At 66.3% G+C, this 21280-nt stretch carries 22 protein-coding genes; 17 read left to right on the top strand and 5 right to left on the bottom strand.

From position 1 onward, the window contains the following. Positions 1–140: 140 nt before the first annotated feature. On the top strand, positions 141–584 hold the full coding sequence (locus M2361_RS10515; protein ID WP_259248794.1) for a general secretion pathway protein GspC: 444 nt from the start codon (positions 141–143) through the stop codon (positions 582–584). 1 nt (position 585) lies between these two features. On the opposite strand, the gene M2361_RS10520 is transcribed toward M2361_RS10515, so the two are convergent. Continuing rightward, the gene (locus tag M2361_RS10520; protein WP_006218955.1) at positions 586–747 is read right to left on the bottom strand and encodes a hypothetical protein; all 162 of its coding nucleotides are present in this window, start codon (positions 745–747) and stop codon (positions 586–588) included. Positions 748–825: 78 nt separating this feature from the next. Continuing rightward, positions 826–1776 carry a LysR family transcriptional regulator gene (locus M2361_RS10525; protein ID WP_259248799.1) on the bottom strand — a complete coding sequence of 317 codons (951 nt, stop codon included), beginning with the start codon at positions 1774–1776 and terminating at the stop codon, positions 826–828. A gap of 92 nt (positions 1777–1868) precedes the next feature. On the opposite strand from M2361_RS10525, the gene M2361_RS10530 reads away from it, so the two are divergent. From M2361_RS10530 to M2361_RS10560, 7 genes are all read left to right on the top strand, one after another. Continuing rightward, on the top strand, positions 1869–3344 hold the full coding sequence (locus M2361_RS10530; RefSeq protein WP_259248801.1) for an aldehyde dehydrogenase: 1476 nt from the start codon (positions 1869–1871) through the stop codon (positions 3342–3344). Between the two features lie 6 nt (positions 3345–3350). Next, the gene (locus M2361_RS10535; RefSeq protein ID WP_259248804.1) at positions 3351–4373 is read left to right on the top strand and encodes an NAD(P)-dependent oxidoreductase; all 1023 of its coding nucleotides are present in this window, start codon (positions 3351–3353) and stop codon (positions 4371–4373) included. A 136-nt stretch (positions 4374–4509) separates the two neighbouring features. After that, a complete protein-coding gene (locus M2361_RS10540; RefSeq protein ID WP_259248807.1) occupies positions 4510–5484 on the top strand; it encodes a tripartite tricarboxylate transporter substrate binding protein in 975 nt (324 codons plus the stop codon). 36 nt (positions 5485–5520) lie between these two features. Then, a complete protein-coding gene (locus M2361_RS10545; RefSeq protein ID WP_259248808.1) occupies positions 5521–6198 on the top strand; it encodes an RraA family protein in 678 nt (225 codons plus the stop codon). Beyond that, positions 6195–7160, top strand: a complete 966-nt coding sequence (locus M2361_RS10550; RefSeq protein ID WP_259248810.1) for a 2-hydroxyacid dehydrogenase — start codon at positions 6195–6197, stop codon at positions 7158–7160. Before M2361_RS10545 ends, M2361_RS10550 begins: the two co-directional genes overlap by 4 nt. Then, the gene (locus M2361_RS10555) at positions 7157–8578 is read left to right on the top strand and encodes an FAD-binding oxidoreductase (protein ID WP_259248813.1); all 1422 of its coding nucleotides are present in this window, start codon (positions 7157–7159) and stop codon (positions 8576–8578) included. Before M2361_RS10550 ends, M2361_RS10555 begins: the two co-directional genes overlap by 4 nt. A 54-nt stretch (positions 8579–8632) precedes the next feature. Next, complete coding sequence (locus tag M2361_RS10560; RefSeq protein WP_259248815.1) at positions 8633–9592, top strand: tripartite tricarboxylate transporter substrate binding protein; 960 nt, start codon at positions 8633–8635, stop codon at positions 9590–9592. A gap of 331 nt (positions 9593–9923) precedes the next feature. Here the strand turns inward: M2361_RS10560 and M2361_RS10565 are convergent, their stop codons facing one another. Further along, the gene (locus M2361_RS10565) at positions 9924–10571 is read right to left on the bottom strand and encodes a hypothetical protein (protein ID WP_259248817.1); all 648 of its coding nucleotides are present in this window, start codon (positions 10569–10571) and stop codon (positions 9924–9926) included. Positions 10572–10633: 62 nt separating this feature from the next. On the opposite strand from M2361_RS10565, the gene gspG reads away from it, so the two are divergent. Genes gspG through M2361_RS10605 form a run of 8 tightly spaced genes read left to right on the top strand, consistent with a single transcriptional unit; the run spans position 10634 to position 15940 of the window. After that, positions 10634–11062 (top strand): type II secretion system major pseudopilin GspG, encoded by a 429-nt coding sequence (gene gspG, locus M2361_RS10570; protein ID WP_100855320.1) that lies wholly within the window; start codon positions 10634–10636, stop codon positions 11060–11062. Continuing rightward, positions 11034–11522: a type II secretion system minor pseudopilin GspH gene (gene gspH / locus M2361_RS10575; protein ID WP_259248820.1), complete on the top strand. Its 489-nt coding sequence runs from the start codon at positions 11034–11036 to the stop codon at positions 11520–11522. The genes gspG and gspH overlap by 29 nt, the downstream gene beginning before the upstream one ends. Beyond that, entirely contained in the window at positions 11509–11925 is a 417-nt protein-coding gene (gspI, locus tag M2361_RS10580; protein ID WP_259248822.1) for a type II secretion system minor pseudopilin GspI, read from the top strand. Before gspH ends, gspI begins: the two co-directional genes overlap by 14 nt. Then, positions 11922–12560: a type II secretion system protein J gene (locus M2361_RS10585; protein WP_404976331.1), complete on the top strand. Its 639-nt coding sequence runs from the start codon at positions 11922–11924 to the stop codon at positions 12558–12560. The genes gspI and M2361_RS10585 overlap by 4 nt, the downstream gene beginning before the upstream one ends. Beyond that, on the top strand, positions 12557–13510 hold the full coding sequence (gene gspK / locus M2361_RS10590) for a type II secretion system minor pseudopilin GspK (RefSeq protein WP_259248824.1): 954 nt from the start codon (positions 12557–12559) through the stop codon (positions 13508–13510). The genes M2361_RS10585 and gspK overlap by 4 nt, the downstream gene beginning before the upstream one ends. Next, complete coding sequence (gene gspL, locus M2361_RS10595) at positions 13489–14499, top strand: type II secretion system protein GspL (protein WP_259248826.1); 1011 nt, start codon at positions 13489–13491, stop codon at positions 14497–14499. The genes gspK and gspL overlap by 22 nt, the downstream gene beginning before the upstream one ends. Then, positions 14496–15182 carry a type II secretion system protein M gene (locus tag M2361_RS10600; RefSeq protein WP_259248828.1) on the top strand — a complete coding sequence of 229 codons (687 nt, stop codon included), beginning with the start codon at positions 14496–14498 and terminating at the stop codon, positions 15180–15182. Before gspL ends, M2361_RS10600 begins: the two co-directional genes overlap by 4 nt. Then, positions 15182–15940 carry a type II secretion system protein N gene (locus M2361_RS10605; protein WP_259248830.1) on the top strand — a complete coding sequence of 253 codons (759 nt, stop codon included), beginning with the start codon at positions 15182–15184 and terminating at the stop codon, positions 15938–15940. Before M2361_RS10600 ends, M2361_RS10605 begins: the two co-directional genes overlap by 1 nt. Positions 15941–16019: 79 nt before the next feature. Here M2361_RS10605 and gspE read toward each other — a convergent pair whose 3' ends face one another. Further along, entirely contained in the window at positions 16020–17447 is a 1428-nt protein-coding gene (gene gspE, locus M2361_RS10610; RefSeq protein ID WP_259248832.1) for a type II secretion system ATPase GspE, read from the bottom strand. Beyond that, the gene (gene gspD, locus M2361_RS10615; protein ID WP_259248833.1) at positions 17444–19840 is read right to left on the bottom strand and encodes a type II secretion system secretin GspD; all 2397 of its coding nucleotides are present in this window, start codon (positions 19838–19840) and stop codon (positions 17444–17446) included. The genes gspE and gspD overlap by 4 nt, the downstream gene beginning before the upstream one ends. A 180-nt stretch (positions 19841–20020) precedes the next feature. On the opposite strand from gspD, the gene gspF reads away from it, so the two are divergent. Beyond that, positions 20021–21226, top strand: coding sequence for a type II secretion system inner membrane protein GspF (gene gspF, locus M2361_RS10620; protein WP_259248835.1), 1206 nt, complete (start codon positions 20021–20023; stop codon positions 21224–21226). Positions 21227–21280 lie beyond the last annotated feature (54 nt).

Raw genomic sequence — 21280 nt, forward strand, 5'->3', positions numbered from 1 at the left:
TGCGGCGGCATTGATGGCGACATTGCGTCGGCATGGCGCTGTCGTTGCGGCGTTATCGCGTAATTGTCACGTGACCCCGCTATAGTCGGGCGCGTTCCCTGCCCCTCGTTTCCCGACACCGTAGCCGCTGCTGTACACCCATGCCCATTTCCTTGCGCCCTTCCCTGCCTTCCGCGCCCGCCGCGCTGCGTGTTCTTGCCGTACTGGCGCTGGCCGCGGGCGTGGGCGTGTGGGGGTCGATATTGCTGGCCCCGCGTCCAGGCGCGTTGCCACCCGCCGTATCGGCGGCCCCGCCGCGCGCGGCCGACAATACGCCAGTGGCGCTATGGTTTGGGAAGGATGAAGTGATGCGCACGCAGATCAGCGTGCTGGGCCTGATCGCGGCCGGCCCGGATGGCGCGGCGGTGCTGAGCGTGGACGGTGGCCCGCCCTTGGCGTGGAGAACCGGCGCGGAAGTGGCGCCAGGCATCGTGCTACGAGATATCGCGGTAGATGCCGTGACGGTAGAGCAAGGGGGAAGAATGAACCGATTGGCAACGCCCGCCGCGCTGGAAGCGCCGGCGGGCATTGCCAAGGTGAAGTGAATCAGCGTTTACGACCTGCCGGACGCCCCATTTGCTTGCGTCCCGCCATGTTCGACAAGGAAGATCCCGTCGGCTTTTGCGTGGCGGCAGCCAGCTTCTTCTGCTGAAGCGCCTTTTCAACCAACGCCGCCAAACCAGTCGAAGACTTCTCTTTTGTAGCCATTACCGCTCCTTGTAGATGGGCCATGGTAGCAGGATGGGGGAAACCGCTCCGTTCCACGAGAAAACAAGGTCTGCAAGGTCAATCTGGTTTCCCTAGCGGTGGCAAGGGCAGCAGGTTGGGCAAGACCCCGGCCATGACGTTTTCCAACTGCGCCACCAATGCCTGCGCGGCGGGCGACAGCGAGCGGTCGCGCCGATGCAGCAATCCTATGTAACGGCGTGCCGAAGCATCGCCCAGGGGCGCGCAGCACAGGCCGGACAGGTTCAGTTCGGGCAGCGCCAGGCGGGGCAGTACGCTCACGCCCAGCCCTTGTCGCACCATGCCGGCAGCCGTGCCCATGTTCGTCACGTCGTAACGCAGCGCGGTGGCGGGCGCGTCCACTTCGTCGCGCACGGCGCGGTCGAATTGCTGGCGCGCATTGGACCCCTGCGATAGCAAGATCAGGTCGTAACGCAGTACATCGCGCCAATGCAAGGTTCCTTTGACATCGCCCAGCGGATGCCCTGCCGGATAAACCGCGCAAAAGCAATCCTCGCCCAGCGATGTGAAGGTCAGGTCGGAAGCCGGGTCGGCCTGGGCGGCCACCGCGAATTCAATCTGGTTGGTGCGCAGCATGGCCAGCAGTTCGTCGTTGTGCGCCTCTACCACCCGCACTTTCAAAGCCGGATGCGCCAGGCGCAGCGCACCGACTGCCGCCGGCAGCAGGGTCAGCGCGGTGGACGGCAGCGCCCCCAAGGCAACATTGCCGCGCCGCACCGCGGCCAAATCGGCAAGGCTGCGGTAGGCCTCTTCCAAGTCGGCGATGGGGCGCTGCACGCGCGAATGAAAATCCTGCCCGGCGCTGGTCAGGCTGATGTTGCGCGTGGTGCGCTCGAACAAGCGCAGCCCCAGCACTTCTTCCAGGTCCTGGATCAGCGCGGTGAACGAGGGCTGCGTCACGCCCAGCTGGTTAGCGGCATGCGTAAACGAACCGCTGTCGACCGCCAGCAGAAACGCCTTGAGGGGACGGTATTTGATATTGATAGCCATAGGCTAAGAATATTAAATAAATATCTATTTGTGTCTAATAATCGACCGACCGATGATGACGTCTACCCAAGCCCTTGACCCTCAAAGACGTTATGGACGCATCAAGCAACAAGCCCTTCCGGCTGGGCGCCAACTGGCGCCTGAGCCAAGACGGCGACGCCGTCATCACCTCCATCAACCCGGCCGACGGCAGCATAGCCGGCATTGTCACGCGCGCATCGGCGCAGGACGTGGACGCGGCCGTGGCCATTGCCTGGGACGCCTTTCACAACAAGCCCTGGCGCAAGCTGCGTCCGGATCAGCGCGCCGCCACCTTGTACGAGATCGGCCGGCGCCTTGCCGCCGAGCGCGAACCCTTGGCGCGACTGCAAATGCAAGACAGCGGCAAGCCCTGGAAAGAATGCCTGAACATGGTCGACAGCGCGGCCGGCCATTTCCGCTACTACGCGGCCGTATGCGAAACCTGGCAAAACGAAATGACCTCGCCACGCGGCGAGTACTTTTCCATGGCGCTGGCTGAGCCTTTCGGGGTGATCGCAGCAATTACGCCGTGGAACTCGCCCATCATGAACGAGGCGCAGAAAGCCGCGCCAGCGCTCGCCGCCGGCAACGCCGTGTTGCTCAAGCCTTCCGAGGAAACGCCACAGTTGGCCCTGGAACTGGCGCGCATTTGCGGCGAAGCCGGCTTGCCCGCAGGCCTGCTGACCGTGCTGCCCGGCCATGGCGAAGACGTGGGCGCGGCACTGGTCAAGCATCCTGGCGTGCGCATGGTGTCGTTCACCGGCGGCACGGAAACCGGACGCGCCATTGGGGGCATCGCGGGCCAACGCCTGATTCCGGTCGGGCTGGAACTGGGCGGCAAGTCACCCCACATTGTGTTCGACGATGCCGACCTGGACCGCGCCGTGGCGGGCGTGGTCTCGGGCATCTTCGGTTCGGCGGGCCAGAGCTGCGTTGCGGGCTCGCGCCTGTTTGTGCAGAAATCCATCTACCCGCGCTTCATGAAAGCCTTGGTGGAACGCACGCGGCAAGTGCGCGTCGGACTGCCGGACGACCCTGCCACGCAGATGGGGCCGCTGGTGTCCCGCGCGCATCGCGACAAGGTCGCCGGCTATGTGGATATCGGCCGCGCCGAAGGCGGCCGTGTGCTGGTGGGTGGCGAGCCGCCCACGCAGGCGGAACTGGCCAATGGCTGGTTCTATCTGCCCACGGTCATAGACGGGCTGGGCAACCAGGCCCGCGTGTGCCAGGAAGAGATTTTCGGCCCCGTGCTGGTGGCGCTGCCCTTTGACGACGAGGACGATGTCGTCCACCAGGCCAACGACACCGCCTTCGGCCTGGCCGCCGGCATGTGGACGGGCGACTACGCCCGCGCCTGGCGCGTCGCCCGCGAGATCGAGGCCGGCTCTATCTGGATCAATACCTACAAGCAATCGCATATCGCCACCCCCTTCGGCGGCTTCAAGGCCAGCGGCATCGGGCGCGAAAAAGGCCTGCACGGCCTGCGCCTGTACAGCCAGGTCAAGAGCCTGTACTGGGGCATGCATGAAAAACCCATGGGACTTTAAAGCAACATGACAACTGAAAAGAAAAGCGCGGCGCTGTCGCTGGCCGACTCCCGCATCCTGATCGCCGGCGCCGCCAGCCTGGTGGGTTCCCACACCGCCGACGCCTTGCTCGCCGCCGGCGCGAAAGAAGTGATCCTGCTGGACAATTTTGCATTCGGCACCCCCGAGGCCATTGCCCACCTGCAGGACAATCCCCGCGTGAAAGTGGTTCGCGGCGATCTGATGCGCCTGCCGGACCTGCTCTCGGCGACCGAGGGCGTGGACGGCGTGCTGCACCTGGCTGCCTACATGACATTGGGCTTTTCCCAGACGCCATGGCAGGCGGTGGACGTTAACGTCCGCGGCGCGCAGAACATGCTGGAAGCCTGCCGCGCCAACAAGGTGCGGAAAATCGTCTTCGCCTCATCCAACGCGGTCTATGGCTATGGCACCGGCATCGCCGGCGCGCTGGTCGAGAACGGCCCCTTCCATTCCGAAGGCGCGCCCCCGGCCGCCATTCTGTATGGCGCGTCCAAGATCATGGGCGAGCAGCTTTGCCGCCAGTACTACCAGAAGTCCGGGCTGGACTACGTGGTGTTGCGCTATTCCACCGTTTACGGCGAACGCCAGCACTACCGCGCGGCCAACTCGCTGTACATCATGGAAACCTACGACCGCGTGCGCAAGGGTGAACGCCCCGTGCTGCCGGGCGACGGCACCGACACCAAGCACTTCGTGCACGTCTCCGACGTGGCGCGCGCCAACGTCGCGGCGTTCCAAAGCGCGGCGACCGACGTGGCGGTGAACGTGTCGGGCCCCGCACCCATCACCACCGGCGAACTGGTGCGCTTGGTGCTCGACTACTGCAAGAGCGATCTACAACCCGAGATCAAACCCGACCCGCCCGGCACCGTGCGCCTGACCTCGGGCGGTGCATTCCATATTCCGCACGACCTGGCCGGCCAACACATCGGCTGGCAGCCGAAGGTCGGCATGGCTGAAGGCGTGGCCCGGCTGCTCGCCTGGCGCGAAGCGCAAGAAGCCGGCTAAGTCCGCACCGACAGGGCGAGCGCCAAGCAGAACCCGCCACATGACGCCACAGAGCGTCAGGCAATAAGCAGCAAAACGCATTCAGGGTCCGCGTCAACAGAAAGCGGACCCGATGCGCACACGAGGAGACATGACAATGAATAAGCGACATTGCATCGCCGGTGCCCTACTTGCGTGGGGCATGGCCCTGGGCGCTGGGGCGGCGCTAGCCGAAGGCTATCCAGACAAGCCCGTGACGCTGGTGGTCCCGTATCCCCCAGGCGGCGCCACCGACGTCATCGCGCGGCTGATCGCGGAAAAACTGCCTTCGGCATGGGGCCAGCAGGTCATCATCAACAACCGCCCCGGCGCCGGCACCACGGTGGCGGCCGAGTCGGTGGCGCGGTCGGCCGGCGACGGCTACACGCTCTACATGACGACGGCGGCGCACACGATCAGCGCCAGCCTGTACAAGAAGCTCAATTACGATCCCCTGAAGGATTTCGCGCCGCTGACGCTGACCTCCACCATTCCACTGGTGCTGGTGACGGCGCCGTCCTTGCCGGTCAAGAATCTGAACGAACTGATCGCCTATGCCAAGGCCTCGCCCCAGGGCCTGAGCATGGCCTCCACCGGCAACGGCACCCCCCAGCACCTGACCGGCGAGCTGTTCAAGGCACGCGCCGGCCTGAATCTGGTTCACGTGCCGTACCGGGGCGATGCGCCCATGATCACCGACCTGATCGGCGGCCAGGTGCAGATGGCCTTCGTCACCCTGTCGGCGGCGTTGCCGCACATCCAGTCGGGCAAGCTCAAGGCGATTGCCCTGGCGCATCCGCGCCGCGTCGAAGCCATCGCCCAGGTGCCCACGATGACCGAGGCCGGCATGAAGAACTTCGAGGCCGCGACGTGGTTCGGCCTGTTCGCGCCTTCCAGCATGCCCGCCGCTCTACGCGAAAAGATCTACCACGACGTCGCGAAGATTGTCGCCACCCCCGAGATGACCAAGAAGCTGCAAGACATGGGCGGCGACGTGAACAACAGTTCGCCCCAGCAGTTCCAGGCCTTCATCAATGACGAAGCACAACGCTGGGCCGAGGGCGTGAAGCTCTCTGGCGCGCAGATCGACTGATCCGCCGCATCAATCATCCGACCGGAGAGACAACACATGAGCGACAACGAACAAGACCTGTTGGCGCGCTGCGCCGCCATCGGGACCAGCACCTGGGCAGACGCCATGGACGCGCTGGGCATCGCGGGCGTGGTGCAAGGCATTGCGCGCCGCAGCGGCCAAGGGCGCATTGCCGGCTTTGCCGTCACCGCGCGGCATGTTTGGGGCGGGCTGGGCGACTTCGACCGCGCCGACTTTGCCGTGGGGCGGCTGGTTGCCGCCACCGGTCCAGGCCGCGTGCTGATGGTGGATGCGGGGGGGACCTGCATTTCCACCTTTGGCGGCATCGCGTCCCTGGCGGCGTCCCGTCGTCAGGCCACGGCGGTAGTCATCGACGGCGCGTGCCGCGACGTTGACGAGATCCAGGCAACCGGGTTGTGGCTTGCCAGCCGCCACGTCACGCCCTTGACGGGCAAGACGCGCTTGCGCCTGCAAGCCATGGGCGAGCCCGTGACCATCGGCCAACTGCGGGTCGCCGAGGGCGACCTGGTGGTGGGTGATGACACGGGCCTGGTGGTGGTGCCGCGCGAGCGGCTTGAAGCGGTACTGGCCGCCGCGCAAGAAGCCCTGGCGGTGGATGAGCGCGTAGAACAAGGCATCCGCGACGGCCTGTCGTTCGCCGACGCCGCCGCGGCCGCCAACTACATTCCCGCACGCGCCGGAGACAGCGAGTGAGCGCCTCCCATGACGTCGTGCAGGTCGCTTCGTTAGGCGCCGAGTTCGACCAGCGCCTGGCGGCGCGCTACCGGGTTCTGCAAACCTGGCATGACCCGCGTGGCCTCGCCGCGTTCGGCGATGCGCTGCACGGCCCGCGAGTCGCCGTGACCTCGGTGCGTCATGGATTCACGCAAGCCATGTTCGATGCACTGCCCGCCTTGCAGGCGGTATGTAGCTGGGGCGTGGGCCACGACACGCTGGATTTAGGGGCCGCCGCCACACGCGGCATCGGCGTCAGCGTCACACCTGACGTGCTGGATGATTGCGTGGCCGACCTGGCGTGGGCCCTGCTGCTTTCCGCCGCGCGCCGAACCGCCATCGGCGACCGTTACGTGAAAACGGGACAGTGGCGCGCGCTGGGGCAGTTTCCGGTAACGACCAAGGTGTCGGGCAAGCGCCTGGGCATTCTTGGGCTGGGTCGTATCGGCGAAGCCATTGCCCGACGGGCGGCCGGCTTCGACATGGAAGTGCGTTACCACAATCGCGCGCCTCGGCCTGGCGCACCCTATGGCTACGAGTCCTCGCTGGTGGCCTTGGCCGAGTGGGCGGATTTTCTGGTGGTCGCGTGCGTGGGCGGCGCCGCCACGCGGCACCTCGTGGATGCGCCGGTCATCCGCGCGCTAGGCCCACAGGGCATTCTGGTCAACATTGCCAGGGGCAGCGTGGTGGACCAGGCCGCCGCGCTGGCTGCCCTGCGTTCGGGTGAACTGGGCGGAGCCGGGCTGGACGTGCTGGAGCAGGAACCCACGCCAGCCACGGAATTCGCGGATCTGGATCAGGTTTCACTCATGCCGCACGTGGGCAGCGCCACGCGCGAAACCCGGGCCGCGATGGCGGAACTGGTGCTGGACAACGTCAACGCCTTCATGCAGACCGGCCGCCTGCTCACGCCGGTAGCCGCTCGCGAGATGCAGACATGACGCATGCCGGATTGCTGGCGGAGCTAGGCGCCTGCATCGGTGACGCGCACGTGCTGACCGGCGCCGCCGCCGAGCCTTACCTGAGCGACTGGCGCCAAGCCTTCACCGGCCGCGCGCTGGCCGTGCTGCGCCCCGCCGATAGCGACGAGGTGGCGCAGGTGGTGCGCCTTTGCGCCGCAGCGGGCGTGGCGATCGTGCCGCAGGGCGGCAATACCGGCCAGGTAGCCGCTGCCACCCCCGATACCAGCGCGTCGGCCGTGGTGCTCTCGCTGCTGCGCATGAACCGCGTGCGCGCCATGGACCTGGATAACGACACCATCACGGTCGAAGCCGGCTGCGTGCTGCAAGCCGTGCAGGAAGCGGCCGCCAACGCTGGCCGGCTGTTTCCGTTGTCCCTGGGCGCACAGGGAAGCTGCACCATCGGCGGCAACCTGTCCACCAATGCCGGCGGTACACAAGTGCTGCGTTACGGCAACGCCCGCGAACTGGCGCTGGGCCTGGAAGTGGTCACGCCGCAAGGCGAGATCTGGCACGGGTTGCGCGGCCTGCGCAAGGACAACACCGGTTACGACCTGCGCGACCTCTACATCGGCAGCGAAGGCACGCTGGGCATCATCACCGCAGCTGTCCTCAAGCTCTTTCCCCTGCCCCGCGCGCAATGCACGGCCTTGGTCGCTGTGTCTGGGCTGGCGCAAGCCGTGCAGTTGCTGCAACGTGCCCGCGCGGGCTTTGGCGCCGGCCTGACCGCTTTCGAAGTCATGTCGGTTCCTTGCATGACCGATGTAACTCAGGCCTTCCCGCAGCAACGCCTTCCTTTCGCGGATCTGCCGGAAGACGCCTGGTGCGCCTTGCTTGAGGTGTCCGACCACAGCGACGGGCCGCATGCGGCAACGCGGCTGGAAGCCGTCCTGTCGGGCGCTTTGGAATCGGGCATAGCCCGGGACGCCGTGGTAGCGGTATCCGGCGCACAAAGCGCTGCCTTCTGGCATCTGCGCGAGAGCATCACCTTGGCATTGGCGCGGGCCAAGGCTTGCGTCAAGCACGACATTTCATTGCCTGTCTCGCGCATCCCCGAATTTGTGCGGGCCACCGACCAGGCGCTTGCCACCGCCTTTCCCGGTGTGGCGTTGCGCGTGTTCGGACACCTGGGCGACGGCAACCTGCACTACAACCTGCTGCCGCCCATGGGCGCATCGCACGCGGACATTCAGCGACTGGTGCATGACAAGGTCCACGACGCCGGTGGATCCATCAGCGCCGAACAAGGCATCGGCCAATGTCGCGTAGAGGACCTCCAGCGCTACAAGAGCACGCTGGAACTGGACCTGATGCGGCGCATCAAGCTTGCCCTGGATCCCCAGGGGGTCATGAATCCCGGCAAGGTTCTGCCGGCAACCGGCCCGCATCACATGCCATAGCCGGCAGCCTTGCCTGCACCAACTTCCAACATCAAACACAAACCTGGAGACAACATGTTTTTTTCACCCAAGAGCGCCGCGCGCGCCGTGCTTTCCGTTGCCGGCCTGTGCGCCGCATTGCCCGCTTGGGCGTGGCCCGACCACCCAATCGAATTGATTGTGGGTTTTGCGCCTGGCGGCGGCACGGATCTCACTGCCCGTTCGCTGGCGGTCTTTCTGGAAAAGGAACTGGGCGCCACCGTGGTGGTGCAGAACAAGCCGGGCGCGTCCAGCGCCATTGCCCTGGCCTACGTGGCGCGCGCCAAGCCGGACGGCTACACGCTGGCCATGACGAATATGCCCGGGCTGGTGTCCTTGCCCATCGAACGCAAGGCAGGCTTCAACCGTGACGACTTCACCTACCTGGCCAATCTGGTGCGGGACCCCAGTGCATTCAGCGTGGCCAGCAACAGCCCCTATCAAACGCTGGAAGCCCTGATCTCAGCAGCCAAGGAAAAGCCGGGCACGATCAGCTATGGGTCCACCGGCGTCGGCACCGACGACCATCTGGCGCTGGTCCTGTTCCAGGCCCAGACCGGCACCAAGCTTAACCACGTGCCCTACAACGGCGCGGGTCCCCTGCGCAGTTCGGTACTGGGTGGTCATACCGTCGTCGGCGGTCTGAACCTGGGCGAAGTCATGCCCTATCACGGCAAGAACATGCGAGTACTGGCGCAAGCCAGCGAGAAGCGCTCGCCGCTGGGCCCCGACGTGCCCACTTTCAAGGAACTGGGCGTGAACCTGGTGTTTGCCTCGGAACGCGGAATCGTCGCGCCCAAGGGACTGCCGGCCGACGTGTCCGAAAAATTGCGCAAAGCGCTGGGCAAGGTAGCGGCCAATCCGGACTTCCAGGCCCAGATGAAACAGCAGTTCACCGAGATGGATTACGTGGACGGCCCGCAGTGGCAGGAACGCCTTAAGGGTGACGATGCCCGCCTGCGTCAGATCTGGGCGCAAACGCCCTGGGTCGAATAAGCGTCGACGCAAGCATTACTGTCATATCCAGGTGCGCATCATGGCTTTCGATCAATAAGCCGATGCGTACCCAAACGGCGCAAGATAGCGACGGAGCCCTCCATTTCGAACGTAATCTGCCAAGACTTGTTGGGCAACACGTCGATTTTCAATATGCGAGGATCGAAGCAGCCAGTGATTGAATGAAGCCTGAGCTTGTTAGGTTGGGGATAACGCACCAAATCGCGAATGGCATTCTTTGCGGCATTCTGGATTTCGAGAGGCGCCCTGCGAAAGTCACGATCGAACGTTTCTTTCCTGGCAAGAGACCTGATAAGAATGGACGCCAAACTTATCGACCCAAAGATTTCAGAAACGCTTCGACGTCATCCTGGGGGCCGCCCGCGACCACCGCCGCCACGTCTGCATCATTTTCCATGACGGCCCACTTCAAGTCGTGCAAGTGGGAAAAGGCATCCTTCACTTGAATAATTGCCTTGTCGAAGGACTCCACCACGCCATCGCCATCTTGAAGCTCATGGTCCGCCAAGGCCGCCAGGCGCTTTTCTTCAAGCATGCGCCCCAGTTCGGCAAGCACATCAAGCGTGTCATCAAACGCGGCCTGGAACACGCCCTCGCGATCCAGCACCTGCCGTTCGCTTGCGGGCGAGCGACAGATCGCGTGCGCCACATCGGAAGCATTTCTTGAGATAGTTTCAAAGGTGTTGGCCAGCACTTCGTTGCTGGCTACCGTGTCTTCGATAGCGCGAAGCAGGTGCAGGGAACGGCTGCTGTCGGCACGAGCGCCTTCCACAATGAAAGCGACCAGCCCGCTATGAGAAATGGTGGAACGCATATGCGCTTCCTTTATCGGCGTGTTGGACCCCAATCCTGGGACCCAAGACAAGGCATGCGGAAAGTATAGACACAAAGCCAAATCGCCCGCCAGTTGTGGGAAGCCGCAATATTTGCGGTTTTCCTCCTGACCCCGTCGACGCAAGCATTACTGTCATATTTCATGTCCACAATTCCGGGCTTCTACTAGAAGACCGGAGTTGTAAAGTGCGTCAGTTACCGCGCGGGCTTGCCCGTCAGCAAGGTTTCACCCTGATCGAGATCATGGTGGTGATTGTGATAATGGGGATTCTGGCGGCGCTGATCGTGCCGCGCGTGCTGGACCGCCCGGACCAGGCGCGGCAGGTGGCGGCGCGTCAGGATATTGGCGGCATCATGCAGGCCTTGAAGCTGTACCGGCTGGACAACGGCCGCTATCCGACCACGGCGCAAGGCCTGCGCGCGCTGGCTGAAAAGCCGGATGGCGCGTCGAACTGGCGCGGTTATCTGGACAAGCTGCCCAATGATCCCTGGGGCCACCCCTATCAATACCTGAGCCCGGGCGTCAAGGGCGACATCGACGTGTTCTCGTTTGGCGCCGACAACAAGCCCGGTGGAGAAAACGGCGATGCCGACATCGGTTCCTGGGAGCTCTGAGCGCGGCTTCACGCTGGTTGAAGTGTTGGTGGTGCTGGTGATTGTGGCCATTGCCGCCAGCATGGTGAGCCTGTCGATCGGCAAGCGCGACAACGGCCTGCGCGTTGACGCCGAACGCCTGGCCGACGCCTTCACCGTGGCGCAAAGCGAAGCCCGCAGCGATGGCCGGCCCATCCGCTGGCTGGCCGGCGACCAAGGCTGGTCGTTCGAGCGCCAGGGCCGCTTGCCCGGCCCCAGCGCCGACGAAAACGTGCCCGTGCCGATAGACCGCCTGGAGCAGGACGACATGCTGCGCCCGCAGTCCTGGCACGCGGGCGTCGTCCACCTGAGCCTGACCCCCGACCGGCCGCTTGTATTCAACACCGAATGGGTCGCCGACCCGATCACGCTGACCCTGCGCGCGGGCGATGACCAGGTCACCCTGCAACGCGACGCCGCCGGCCGCTATGACATCCACTGATTCCCCTGCTTGCGCCAACAAGCCTGTCGCCCAGCGCCAGCGCGGCTTCACCCTGATTGAAGTGCTGGTGGCGCTGGCCATCATTGCCGTGGCGATGGCGGCCGCGCTGCGCGCGACCGGCGTCATGACGGCCAACAACCGCGCCTTGCAGGACAAGACCTTGGCGCTGCTGGCCGCGCAAAACGCCTTGACCCAGTTGCGGCTGGAACAGAGCTTGCCGCGCGCCGGATCGCAAACCGTGCCTTGCCCGCAAGGCGGCCGCGCGTTGCAGTGTGAGCTGGTCTTCACGAATTCCATGAACCGCAGCTTCCGGCAGGTATCGGTCAACGTCCATGACGCCGCGTCGGGCCGGCCGGACGCCGTGCTGCTGCAATTGGACGGCCTGCTGTCCAGCCTGCGATGACGATGCGCCGCGTGCCTTCCCCTCCCGCCAAGCGCCCCAACCGCGCCCGCCAAGCCGGCTTCACCCTGATCGAGGTGCTGGTTGCGCTGGCGTTGATGGCGCTGGTCAGCCTGATGGCCTGGCGCGGGCTAGCCAGCGTATCCAGCGCGCGTGACCGCATCGAACAACAGGCCGAAGACACCGACGCCATCGTCCGGACGCTGGGCCAGATGGCGCGCGACGTGGAACTGTCCTACACCGGCCCCCGCTTCGATGCGCCCGGCAAAGACGCCGTCTCGCTGACCAGCGGGCTGCGCCTGCTGCGCCAGAACACGGGCGGGCAAACGCTGGAACTGCTGCGCCCCGATGCCGACGGCAATGGCCTGTGGCAGCGCGTGCAATGGCAGGTGCGGGCGGACGGCCTGTGGCGCGCCAGCGGGCCGCCCGCGCCGCGCAGCCCGCTGCCCGCCGCCGTCAATGCCGTGCTGCTGCTGCCCGGCGTGCGCGTGTTGAGCCTGCGCGCCTGGGTGCCGGGCGTGGGTTGGGCGGACGCCAATGCCAGTTTCGGCACGGCGCCAACCGGCATCGAGATCACGCTGGAACGCGGCGCGGCCAACGCGCCGCAGCGCTACACGCGCATTCTGGAGCTGCCATGACGCCCCGCCCTACCCTGAAGGAACGCGGCGCGGCGGTCATCAGCGCGTTGATCATCGTGGCCATTGTGGCGGCGCTGACCACCAGCCTGTTCCAGCGCCAGACCGCCAGCACCCGGCGAGTGGAAAACGAGATGTCGCGCGTGCAGGCCCGCGTCATGCTGGCGGGCGGCATCGACTGGGCGCGCCTGGTCATCCGCGACCACGGCAAGCGCGAATCCACCACGCGCGGCGACCAGATCTGGGCAACGCCCATCCTGGACACCCGCATCGAACGCCCCGGCGACGACCGCGTTGCCGTGTTCTCGGGCCGCGTGCAGGACGAACAGGGCAAGTACAACCTGAGCAACCTGGCGCGCAACGGCGTGCCGCAGCCCGAGCAGGAAGAAGTGCTGCGCCGCCTGCTGGCCGCGCAGCAATTGCCCGACACGCTGGCCGCCCACATCATCGACATCATTGCCCTGGCGCAGCCGCCCGCGCTGGCGGCCGACGCGCCGTCCGGCACCAAGGGCCAGCCCGCCGCCACCCCCGACTCGCGCGCGCCGCTGCCGCGCGGCGTGGATGAAATTGCCGCCCAACTTGGGCTGGAACCCGCCGTGCGCAATGAAATGCGCCGCACGATGACGGTGCTGCCGGTGGCCACCAGCGTCAACGTCAACACCGCGCCCGCCGAGGTCATTGCCGCCCTGGTGCCCGGCCTGTCGCTAAGCCAGGCACGCGCCATGACGGGCGAACGCGATCGTGGCAACTGGTTCAACAACGCCGGCGACTTCAGCAACCGCCTCGCCGGCACTGGCGTCGAGGCGACCGCCCCCACCGTCACCACCGCCAGCGGCTGGTTCATGGCCAGCGGCACCGTCGTCTACGAACGCGCGCGAGTCGCCATGCAAGCCTTGGTGCGCAGCGCACCGCCCGCCGCGCCCGACACGATATGGACAAGAGAAATCCCTTGAAGAACGCCTTGCGCATCGCGCTTGCCCCCTTGGACGAATTCACAGCCGATTCGCCGTTGCCCTATGCCTGGTTCGACCGGCGCGGACGTTGCGTCCAGCAGGGCGAACTGAGCGTGCGCGCCCTGGGCAACGCCTACCCCCACGCCGCCTGCGAAGCGGTGCTGCACCCCGCCGACGTCATCGCCACCACGGTACGCATTCCAGCCGTGCCCCGCGCGCGCTTTGCCGCTGCCGTGCACAGCGCGTTGGAACCCTTGGTGTTAAGCGACCTGGACGCGCTGGCGATCGGGTTCAGCGCGCGCGCCGCCGATGGCAGCGTGGCGCTGGCGTGGTCGCCCCGCGAACCGGTGCGGCGCGCCTGGGGCCTGCTGAATGCCCAGGGCTTGCGCGCCCATGCGCTGATCGCGCCGCAGACTCTGGCGCCCGCGTCGTCCGAGCCCCTGCGCGACCCCGCAGACCCGCGCTGGCAAGCGCCGTCGCCCAACTGGTCGCTGGCCATGCCGCAGTTGGCGCCGGCCCAGGTCTCGCGCTGGCGTCCGGTGTGGCGCTGGGGCGCGGCGGCGGCCGTGGTCTGGATTGCGGGATTGAACATACACGCCTCGCAGCTCAACGCCGAGGCGCAAGCCTTGACAGCAGGCATGCGCCAACAGGTGCTGGCCGCGTTTCCCGACCTGCCCGTCGTGTTGGACCCGCCGCGCCAGGCCCAGCAAGGCTTGGATGCGCTACAGGCCAATCGCGGCGCGGCCAACGCAGCGGACTTTCTTCCCTTGGCGCGCGCCACCGCGCAACTGCTGCCGTTCGCGGCTGACAAGGTGTCGCGACTGACTTACTCGGATCAGGCCCTGACCTTACAACTGGCCGAGTCTGGCGAACAAGCGCAACGCGTGGCCGAAACCCCCGCGCTGATCCAGCAAGCCGCCGCCTTGGGCCTGAAGCTGGAACGCGGCGATACAGACAACACTTGGCGCATCGTGCGCAAACAACCATGACCGCCCCGATTGAAAGCCGCCAGACGAATTTGCAAAAGAATCCGCAAGCGAATCCGCACACAAATCCGCGGACGACTCCGCAAACCAATCTGCAAACCCGCCTGCAAGCCGGCTGGCAAACCGCCAGCGCCCGTCTGCGCAAAGCCGTCGACCCCACCCTCGCCCGCGCCCGCCTACGCTTTCAGGCGCTGGCGCCGCGCGAACGCCGCCTGGTCACGGGAGCCGGCGCGCTGCTCGGCCTGGCGGTGATCTTTGTCACGCTGATCGAACCGCCCCTGAACACGATGCGCAAGCTGCAAGCGGAGCTGCCGCTCTTGCGCGGGCAGGCTGCCGCCGTTGCCGACCTGACCACCCAGGCCCGCGCGCTGCGCCAACGATCCGCCGCGCCCGTGGCGTCCCTGCCCACGCAGGCGGAAGTGGGCGCCAGCCTGGAACGCGCCGGGCTGCCGGCGGCGATGTGGACCCTGGGCACGCCCGAGTCCGGCAAGGGTTTGCAATTGACCTTGAACCAGGCGCCGTCATCCGCCCTGCTGCCTTGGCTGGATGGCGCCGGACAAGACTGGGGACTGAGCACGCAGCAAGTGGAATTGACGCGGGCCACCAATCCCAATGGCCGGCCCCTGCCAGGGCTCGTCAACGGCCACGTCACGCTGACGCTGCCCGAACCGTCGGGAGCCCGCTGATGGCGTGGGTGCGTTTGAACAAGCGGTCGGCCGCGCTCTGGCTGGCGAGTTGCGCCTGTGCGGTGGCGGCGGGCGCCAGCGTGCTGCCCGCGCGCTGGTTGCTGGCCATGCAGTCGGATTCTTCTCTTGTGTCACTGGCGGACGCCGGCGGCACGGTATGGCACGGCAGCGCCTGGGTGGCCTTGGGCCCGCAAGGATCGCGGCGCGTATTGCCGCAACCCGTGCAATGGCAATGGCGTTGGGACGCGATGGCGCTTGAGGTCACGCACCCCTGGCTGCAAGGTCCCTTGCGCGCGCGCCTGGGTTGGAACGGCGTGTCTGTACCGGCGCAATCGCTGCGCGTGCCGGCCACCGTGCTGCCCGCGCTGGGCGCGCCCTGGAACACGCTGGCGCCTGAAGGGATGCTGGAAATCAAGTGGCAGGCCTTGAGCCTGGGTGGCAGTTTGCCGGCCGGCCAGATCGCGGATGTGCGCTGGCGTAACGCGGGCACGGCGCTGACGTCGATTGCGCCGGTCGGCACGTATCTGCTGCGGGTACAGGGCCAAGGCAAGGCGGGTGCCACGCTGACTCTCAGCACGGAAAGCGGGCTGCTGGCCGTCACGGGCCAGGGCACCGCCGGCCCACGCGGCGCGCGCTTCGAAGGCCAGGCCACCTTTGCGGAAGCTGCCACGCCCGCGCAGCGGGCCGCGCTAGACGGCTTGATGTCCACGCTGGGCCGCCGCTCGGGTGACAAGGTGGTGTTTCGGGCCGGCAAGTAGCCGGGCCTGCCGCAAGGCAGGCCGCGCCTGCGTGCCTCCGCGCCTGCGTGCCTGGATGCCTGCGTGCCGGCACGCAGTGCTAGGCGTCGCGCGTAACCCGCACGATTTCCTCGGGCGAAGTCTGCCCGCCTTCCACCCAGCGCTGGCCGTCTTGCCGCATCGTGCGCATGCCGGCGGCCATGGCGGCCACGCGCAATTCGCGTTCGTCGCGGCCTTCATGGATCAGGCGGCGCGCGTCGTCGTCCACGGTAAACAGTTCATGGATACCCGACCGTCCGCTGTAGCCGGTGTGATTGCAGGCCGGGCACCCCACGGGATGGAACACGCGCATGCCATCCTGCATCGACGGCTTCTTGCATTCCGGGCACAGCTTGCGCACCAGCCGCTGCGCCAGCACGCCCAATAGCGACGAGGCCAACAGGAAGGGCTCCACGCCCATGTCCGTCAACCGAGTCACGGCGGACACGGCGTCGTTGGTGTGCAGCGTGGCCAGCACCAGGTGGCCGGTCAGCGAGGCCTGCACCGCGATCTGCGCGGTTTCCAGGTCGCGGATTTCCCCGATCATGATGACGTCCGGGTCCTGTCGCAAGATGGCGCGCAGCGCCAGCGCGAAGCTCATGTCGATCTTCGCGTTGACTTGCGTCTGGCTGATGCCGGACAGGTCGTATTCGATGGGGTCTTCCACCGTCAGGATATTGCTGGTGGCCGCGTCCAGGCGGCTTAGCGCGGCGTACAGCGTGGTGGTCTTGCCGCTGCCGGTGGGCCCCGTCACCAGCACAATGCCGTGCGGCTGGCGGATCAGGCGATCCAGTTGCGTCAGCACCTCGGGGCACATGCCCAGGCGCTCCAATTGCAGCCGCCCCGCTTCCTTGTCCAACAAGCGCAGCACGGCGCGTTCGCCATGGCCCGTGGGCAAGGTCGACACGCGCACATCAATGGGCCGGCCGCCCACGCGCAGCGCAATGCGGCCATCTTGCGGCAGGCGCTTTTCGGCGATGTCCAGATGCGCCATGATCTTGATGCGCGAGATCAAGGCCGCGTGCAAGGCCTTGCGCGGCGACACCACATCGCGCAGCGTGCCGTCGACGCGGTAGCGCACCACCGAATGCGTTTCGAAGGGCTCGATGTGGATGTCGCTGGCGCCGTCGCGCGCGGCCTGGGCGAACAGCGCATTGATCATGCGGATCACGGGCGCATCGTCCTGCGCTTCCAGCAGGTCCGCCACCTCGGGCATGTCTTGCAGCAGGCGGTCCAGGTCAATCTCGTTTTCCGCCACGCCCATGACGGACGCGGCATCTTCGGAATGGCTGTACGCCGCCGTCAGCAAGGTTTCCAGCGCCTCGTCGTCCACCTGCGCCAAGGTCACGTCGCCATGGCAACGCCGAATTTCCCGCACCGCCCAATCGGGCGTGCGCGGGCTGACCGTCAACTGCACCTGGCCCGCGCGCAACGACAGCACGGCACGCTGCGCGCGCGCCCAGGCGTAGGGCAAGGGATGCGCGCTCATAGCAGCGACTCGGGGTCCACCGCCACGCTGTGCATCAAGCTGCTGGACACGTGGATCGGCATGGCGGCAGTGCGCGCCGGCGGGCTGCCCGGGTACTGACGCACCGTGAACGACTGCACCGTGGCGGGCGGCGGCTGGCGCAGCGTGGCGGCCTGCTGGTCCGGGCGCAGGTCGTAGGCGTTGTTAGACACCGACGGCGCGGAACCGGGCAGCGGCAGCATCGGCGCCTGCATGTCGGGCAATGCCCAGTGGTGACCCGGCTGCGCCGCGCCTTGCGCCCGGCGCATGTAGTCGTAGCGGTCCATGGTGACGCTGGCGCTGCGGTTCGCGTCGCGCACCACGTAGGGGCGCAGGAACACCATCAGGTTGGTCTTGGTGCGCTTGCGGGTGTCGTAGCGGAACAGCGACCCGATCACCGGCAGCGAACCCAGGCCGGGTACGCTGTTGGTGGTCAAGGTGACGTTGTCTTCCAGCAGGCCGCCCAGCACGATGATCTGGCCGTCATCGATCAACACGCTGGTGTCGATGGCGCGCTTGTTGGTCACGATGCCGCTGGTGGAATTGGAACGGCTTTCGTCGATGCTGCTGACTTCCTGGTAGATGTCCAGCTTGACCGCGCCGCCTTCCGAAATTTGCGGACGGATGTTCAGCTTCAGGCCCACGTCCTCGCGTTCAATCGTCTGGAACGGGTTCGAGCTGCCGTTGCTGCCCGACGTGACGTATTGGCCCGTCACGAAAGGCACGGTCTTGCCCACCAGAATGCTGGCCGACTGGTTGTCCAGCGTCAGCAGGTTCGGCGTGGACAGGATGTTGGCTTCGCCCGTGTTTTCCATGGCGCGGGCCAGCACGCCCAGGTTGATGACCTGGTTGCCCAGCACGTCCACCGTGCCCTTGACCACGCCCAGGCTCAGGCCGCCGCCGATGGCGTCGATGGACGTCGGGCCGTTGCCCGTGATGCCGCTGCCGCCCAGGTTGGTGCCGCCGATGAAGCTGGTGCCGTTGCTGTTGATGTTGCCGGCGCCCGTCATCCACTGGATGCCGAATTCCGCGGCCTTTTCTTCGCTGACTTCCACGATCAGGCTTTCCACCAGCACCTGCGCGCGGCGCTGGTCCAACTGGTCGATCACTTCACGCAGGCTGCGGTACAGCGGTTCGGGCGCGGAAATGATCAACGAGTTGGTGGCCGGGTCGGCTTGAATGGTGGCGCCGCCGGCCGAATACGACACGGGTTGCGAGCTGTTGTCTTCCCGCGTGATGCGTTCTTGTTCGCCCGACAAACCACTCTTGGACGAACCCGACAAGCTGGCCATGCCCTGCCCCGTTTGCACGTTGCCGGCCGAGGTGTTCTGGCTGCGCGCACCCGTCTGCTGGCCGCCCGTGGCGCTGCTGGCGCCGCCCGACGCGCCGGGCGCGGAATTGGCCTGCCCGGTCAACAGGCCGCCCAGCACTTCGGCTATGCGCGAGGCCTGCGCATTGCGCATGTAGACCACGTGCAAGTTGCCGGCGCGGTTCTGCTGCGCGTCCAGCTTCATGATCAGGTCGCGCGCCAGGCGCGTGCGCGCCGGGCTGCCCGAACGCACCAGCACGCTATTGCTGCGGGGGTCGGCCACCACCGCGATGCGCTGCGTCGGGTCACTGCTTTGCGTGTCCAGCAACTGCGAGGCCAGGATGGCGATGTCTGTCGCGATGCCCGACTGCACCGGCACCACGTCGGTGTCGATGGAGCTGGGCACGTCGATACGGGCGATGACCTCCGCAATGCGTTCCAGGTTATCGGCGTAGTCCGTGACCACCAGCGTGTTGTTGCCGGGGTACGCGTTGATGGGGTTGTTGGGCGGCACCATCGGGCGCAGCACCGGCACCAGGTTCGCCGCGTTCTCGTACTTCAGCGGGAACACGCGCGTCAGCATCTCGCCGCTGCTGCGGCCGCCTTTCGCGAAGGCCGCCACGGGTACCGGCCCGCGCGCGGCGTTGCCGGCGGCGGCGCTGGCCGGCACATTGGTCGACGCAGACCCGGCAGCCGGCCGCGTATTACCCACCACGGCGCTGCCTTGCAGCTTGGCGTCGGCTTCGGGCACCACGCGCGTCACGCCGTCCACGTCCACGATGGCAAAGCCTTGCAAGCGCAGCGCCCCCGTCAGCATGGCCAGCGCCTGCCCGCTATCCACGGGCCGGTCGGACACCAGCGTCAGTTTGCCCTTGACGCGCGGGTCCACCAGAAAGTTGCGCTGCGTGAACAACGACAGCGCGCGCAACACGGCGGGGATGTCGGTGTCGACAAAGTTCAAGCTGACACGGTTGTCCGTTTGTTGAGCGTGGGCCGTGCTGATCGCCGGTCCGATTTGGCTTGCGATGAGCAAGGCGGCAAGGCTGAATTGCGCGATGTGACGCATGACGAGAGTGGTGCCTTCAGACGTGAATGCAGAAGTGAAAAAACGTGAAATCGCGTCGGAGTATACGGGGTGACAGTGCAACACTACGGTCATATTTGACATGCAACATACAGCCTGCAAACCCTTTAAATTCGGGGCTCTTGCGCGTTTTTCATTTGCGCGTGGCCCCCTGCTTTCACCATGCCTTCCTTTCGATACGAAGCCACCGACGCGCTGGGCAAAATCGTGCGTGGCACGATCGACGCCGACACCGAGCGCGGCGCCCGCAACCAGTTGCGTGGCCGTGGCCTGCTGCCCTTGTCGACGGCATCGGCCGCGCGCACAGAAGGCCTGGGCGCCAGCCTGCGCACCCGCCTGTCGGATGCCGACCTGGCCTGGCTGACGCGCCAACTGGCCAGCCTGCTGGCGGCGCGCTTGCCGCTGGATGCCGCGCTTTCCGCCACGCTTGAACAAGCGGAGAAAAAACACATCGCGGCAACGCTTGGCGCCGTGCGCGACGACGTGCGCGCGGGCCACCGTCTGTCCACCGCGCTGGCCGCTCGGCCACGCGACTTTCCCGAGATCTATCGCGCCCTGATCGGCGCGGGCGAAGAGTCCGGCGACCTGGCGCAAGTGATGGAGAAGCTGGCGGACTACATCGAAGAACGCAACACCTTGCGCAGCAAGGTGATGACGGCCTTCATCTACCCCGCGGTGGTTGCCAGCGTGTCGGTCATCATCGTGATCTTCCTGCTGGGCTATGTGGTGCCGCAGGTGGTGTCGGCGTTCAGCCAGGCCAAGCAGCAATTGCCGATGCTGACCCGCGTGATGCTGGCCTTGTCGGACTATGTGCGCGAATGGGGCATGGTGACGGGCGTGGCCGTGGCTTTGGCCATTGTGCTGTGGCGCTACACGCTGCGCGCGCCCGCCGCGCGCCGTGCGTGGCATGCGCGCGTATTGCGCCTGCCGCTGATGGGCCGCTTCGTGCTGGGGGTGAACGCCGCGCGCTTTGCCTCCACGCTGGCCATTCTGTGCGGCAGCGGCGTGGCGTTGCTGACCGCGCTGGACGCCGCGCGCCGCACCTTGGGCAACGACGTGCTGCGCCAGGCCGTGGACGAGGCCTCGGCGCGCGTGCGCGAAGGCGCGGCGCTATCGGCGTCGTTGGGCGCACAGAAGGTCTTTCCGTCGCTGTTGGTGCACCTGATCGCCAGCGGTGAAAAAACCGGACGGCTGCCCGAATTGCTGGACCGAGGCGCGCAGAACCTGTCGCGCGATCTGGAACGCCGCGCCATGGCGATGACGGCGCTGCTGGAACCGGCGCTGATCCTGCTGATGGGCGGGTTTGTGCTGCTGATCGTGCTGGCGGTGATGATGCCGATTCTGGAGATGAATCAGCTGATCCGCTAGAAAGACAAAGGCGCCCGCCCCGGTGATGGGGCGAGCGCCTTGGAAGTTCAAGCG

The sequence above is a fragment of the Achromobacter sp. JUb104 genome, from assembly GCF_024806975.1.
In the GTDB taxonomy this organism is placed as follows: domain Bacteria; phylum Pseudomonadota; class Gammaproteobacteria; order Burkholderiales; family Burkholderiaceae_B; genus Achromobacter; species Achromobacter spanius.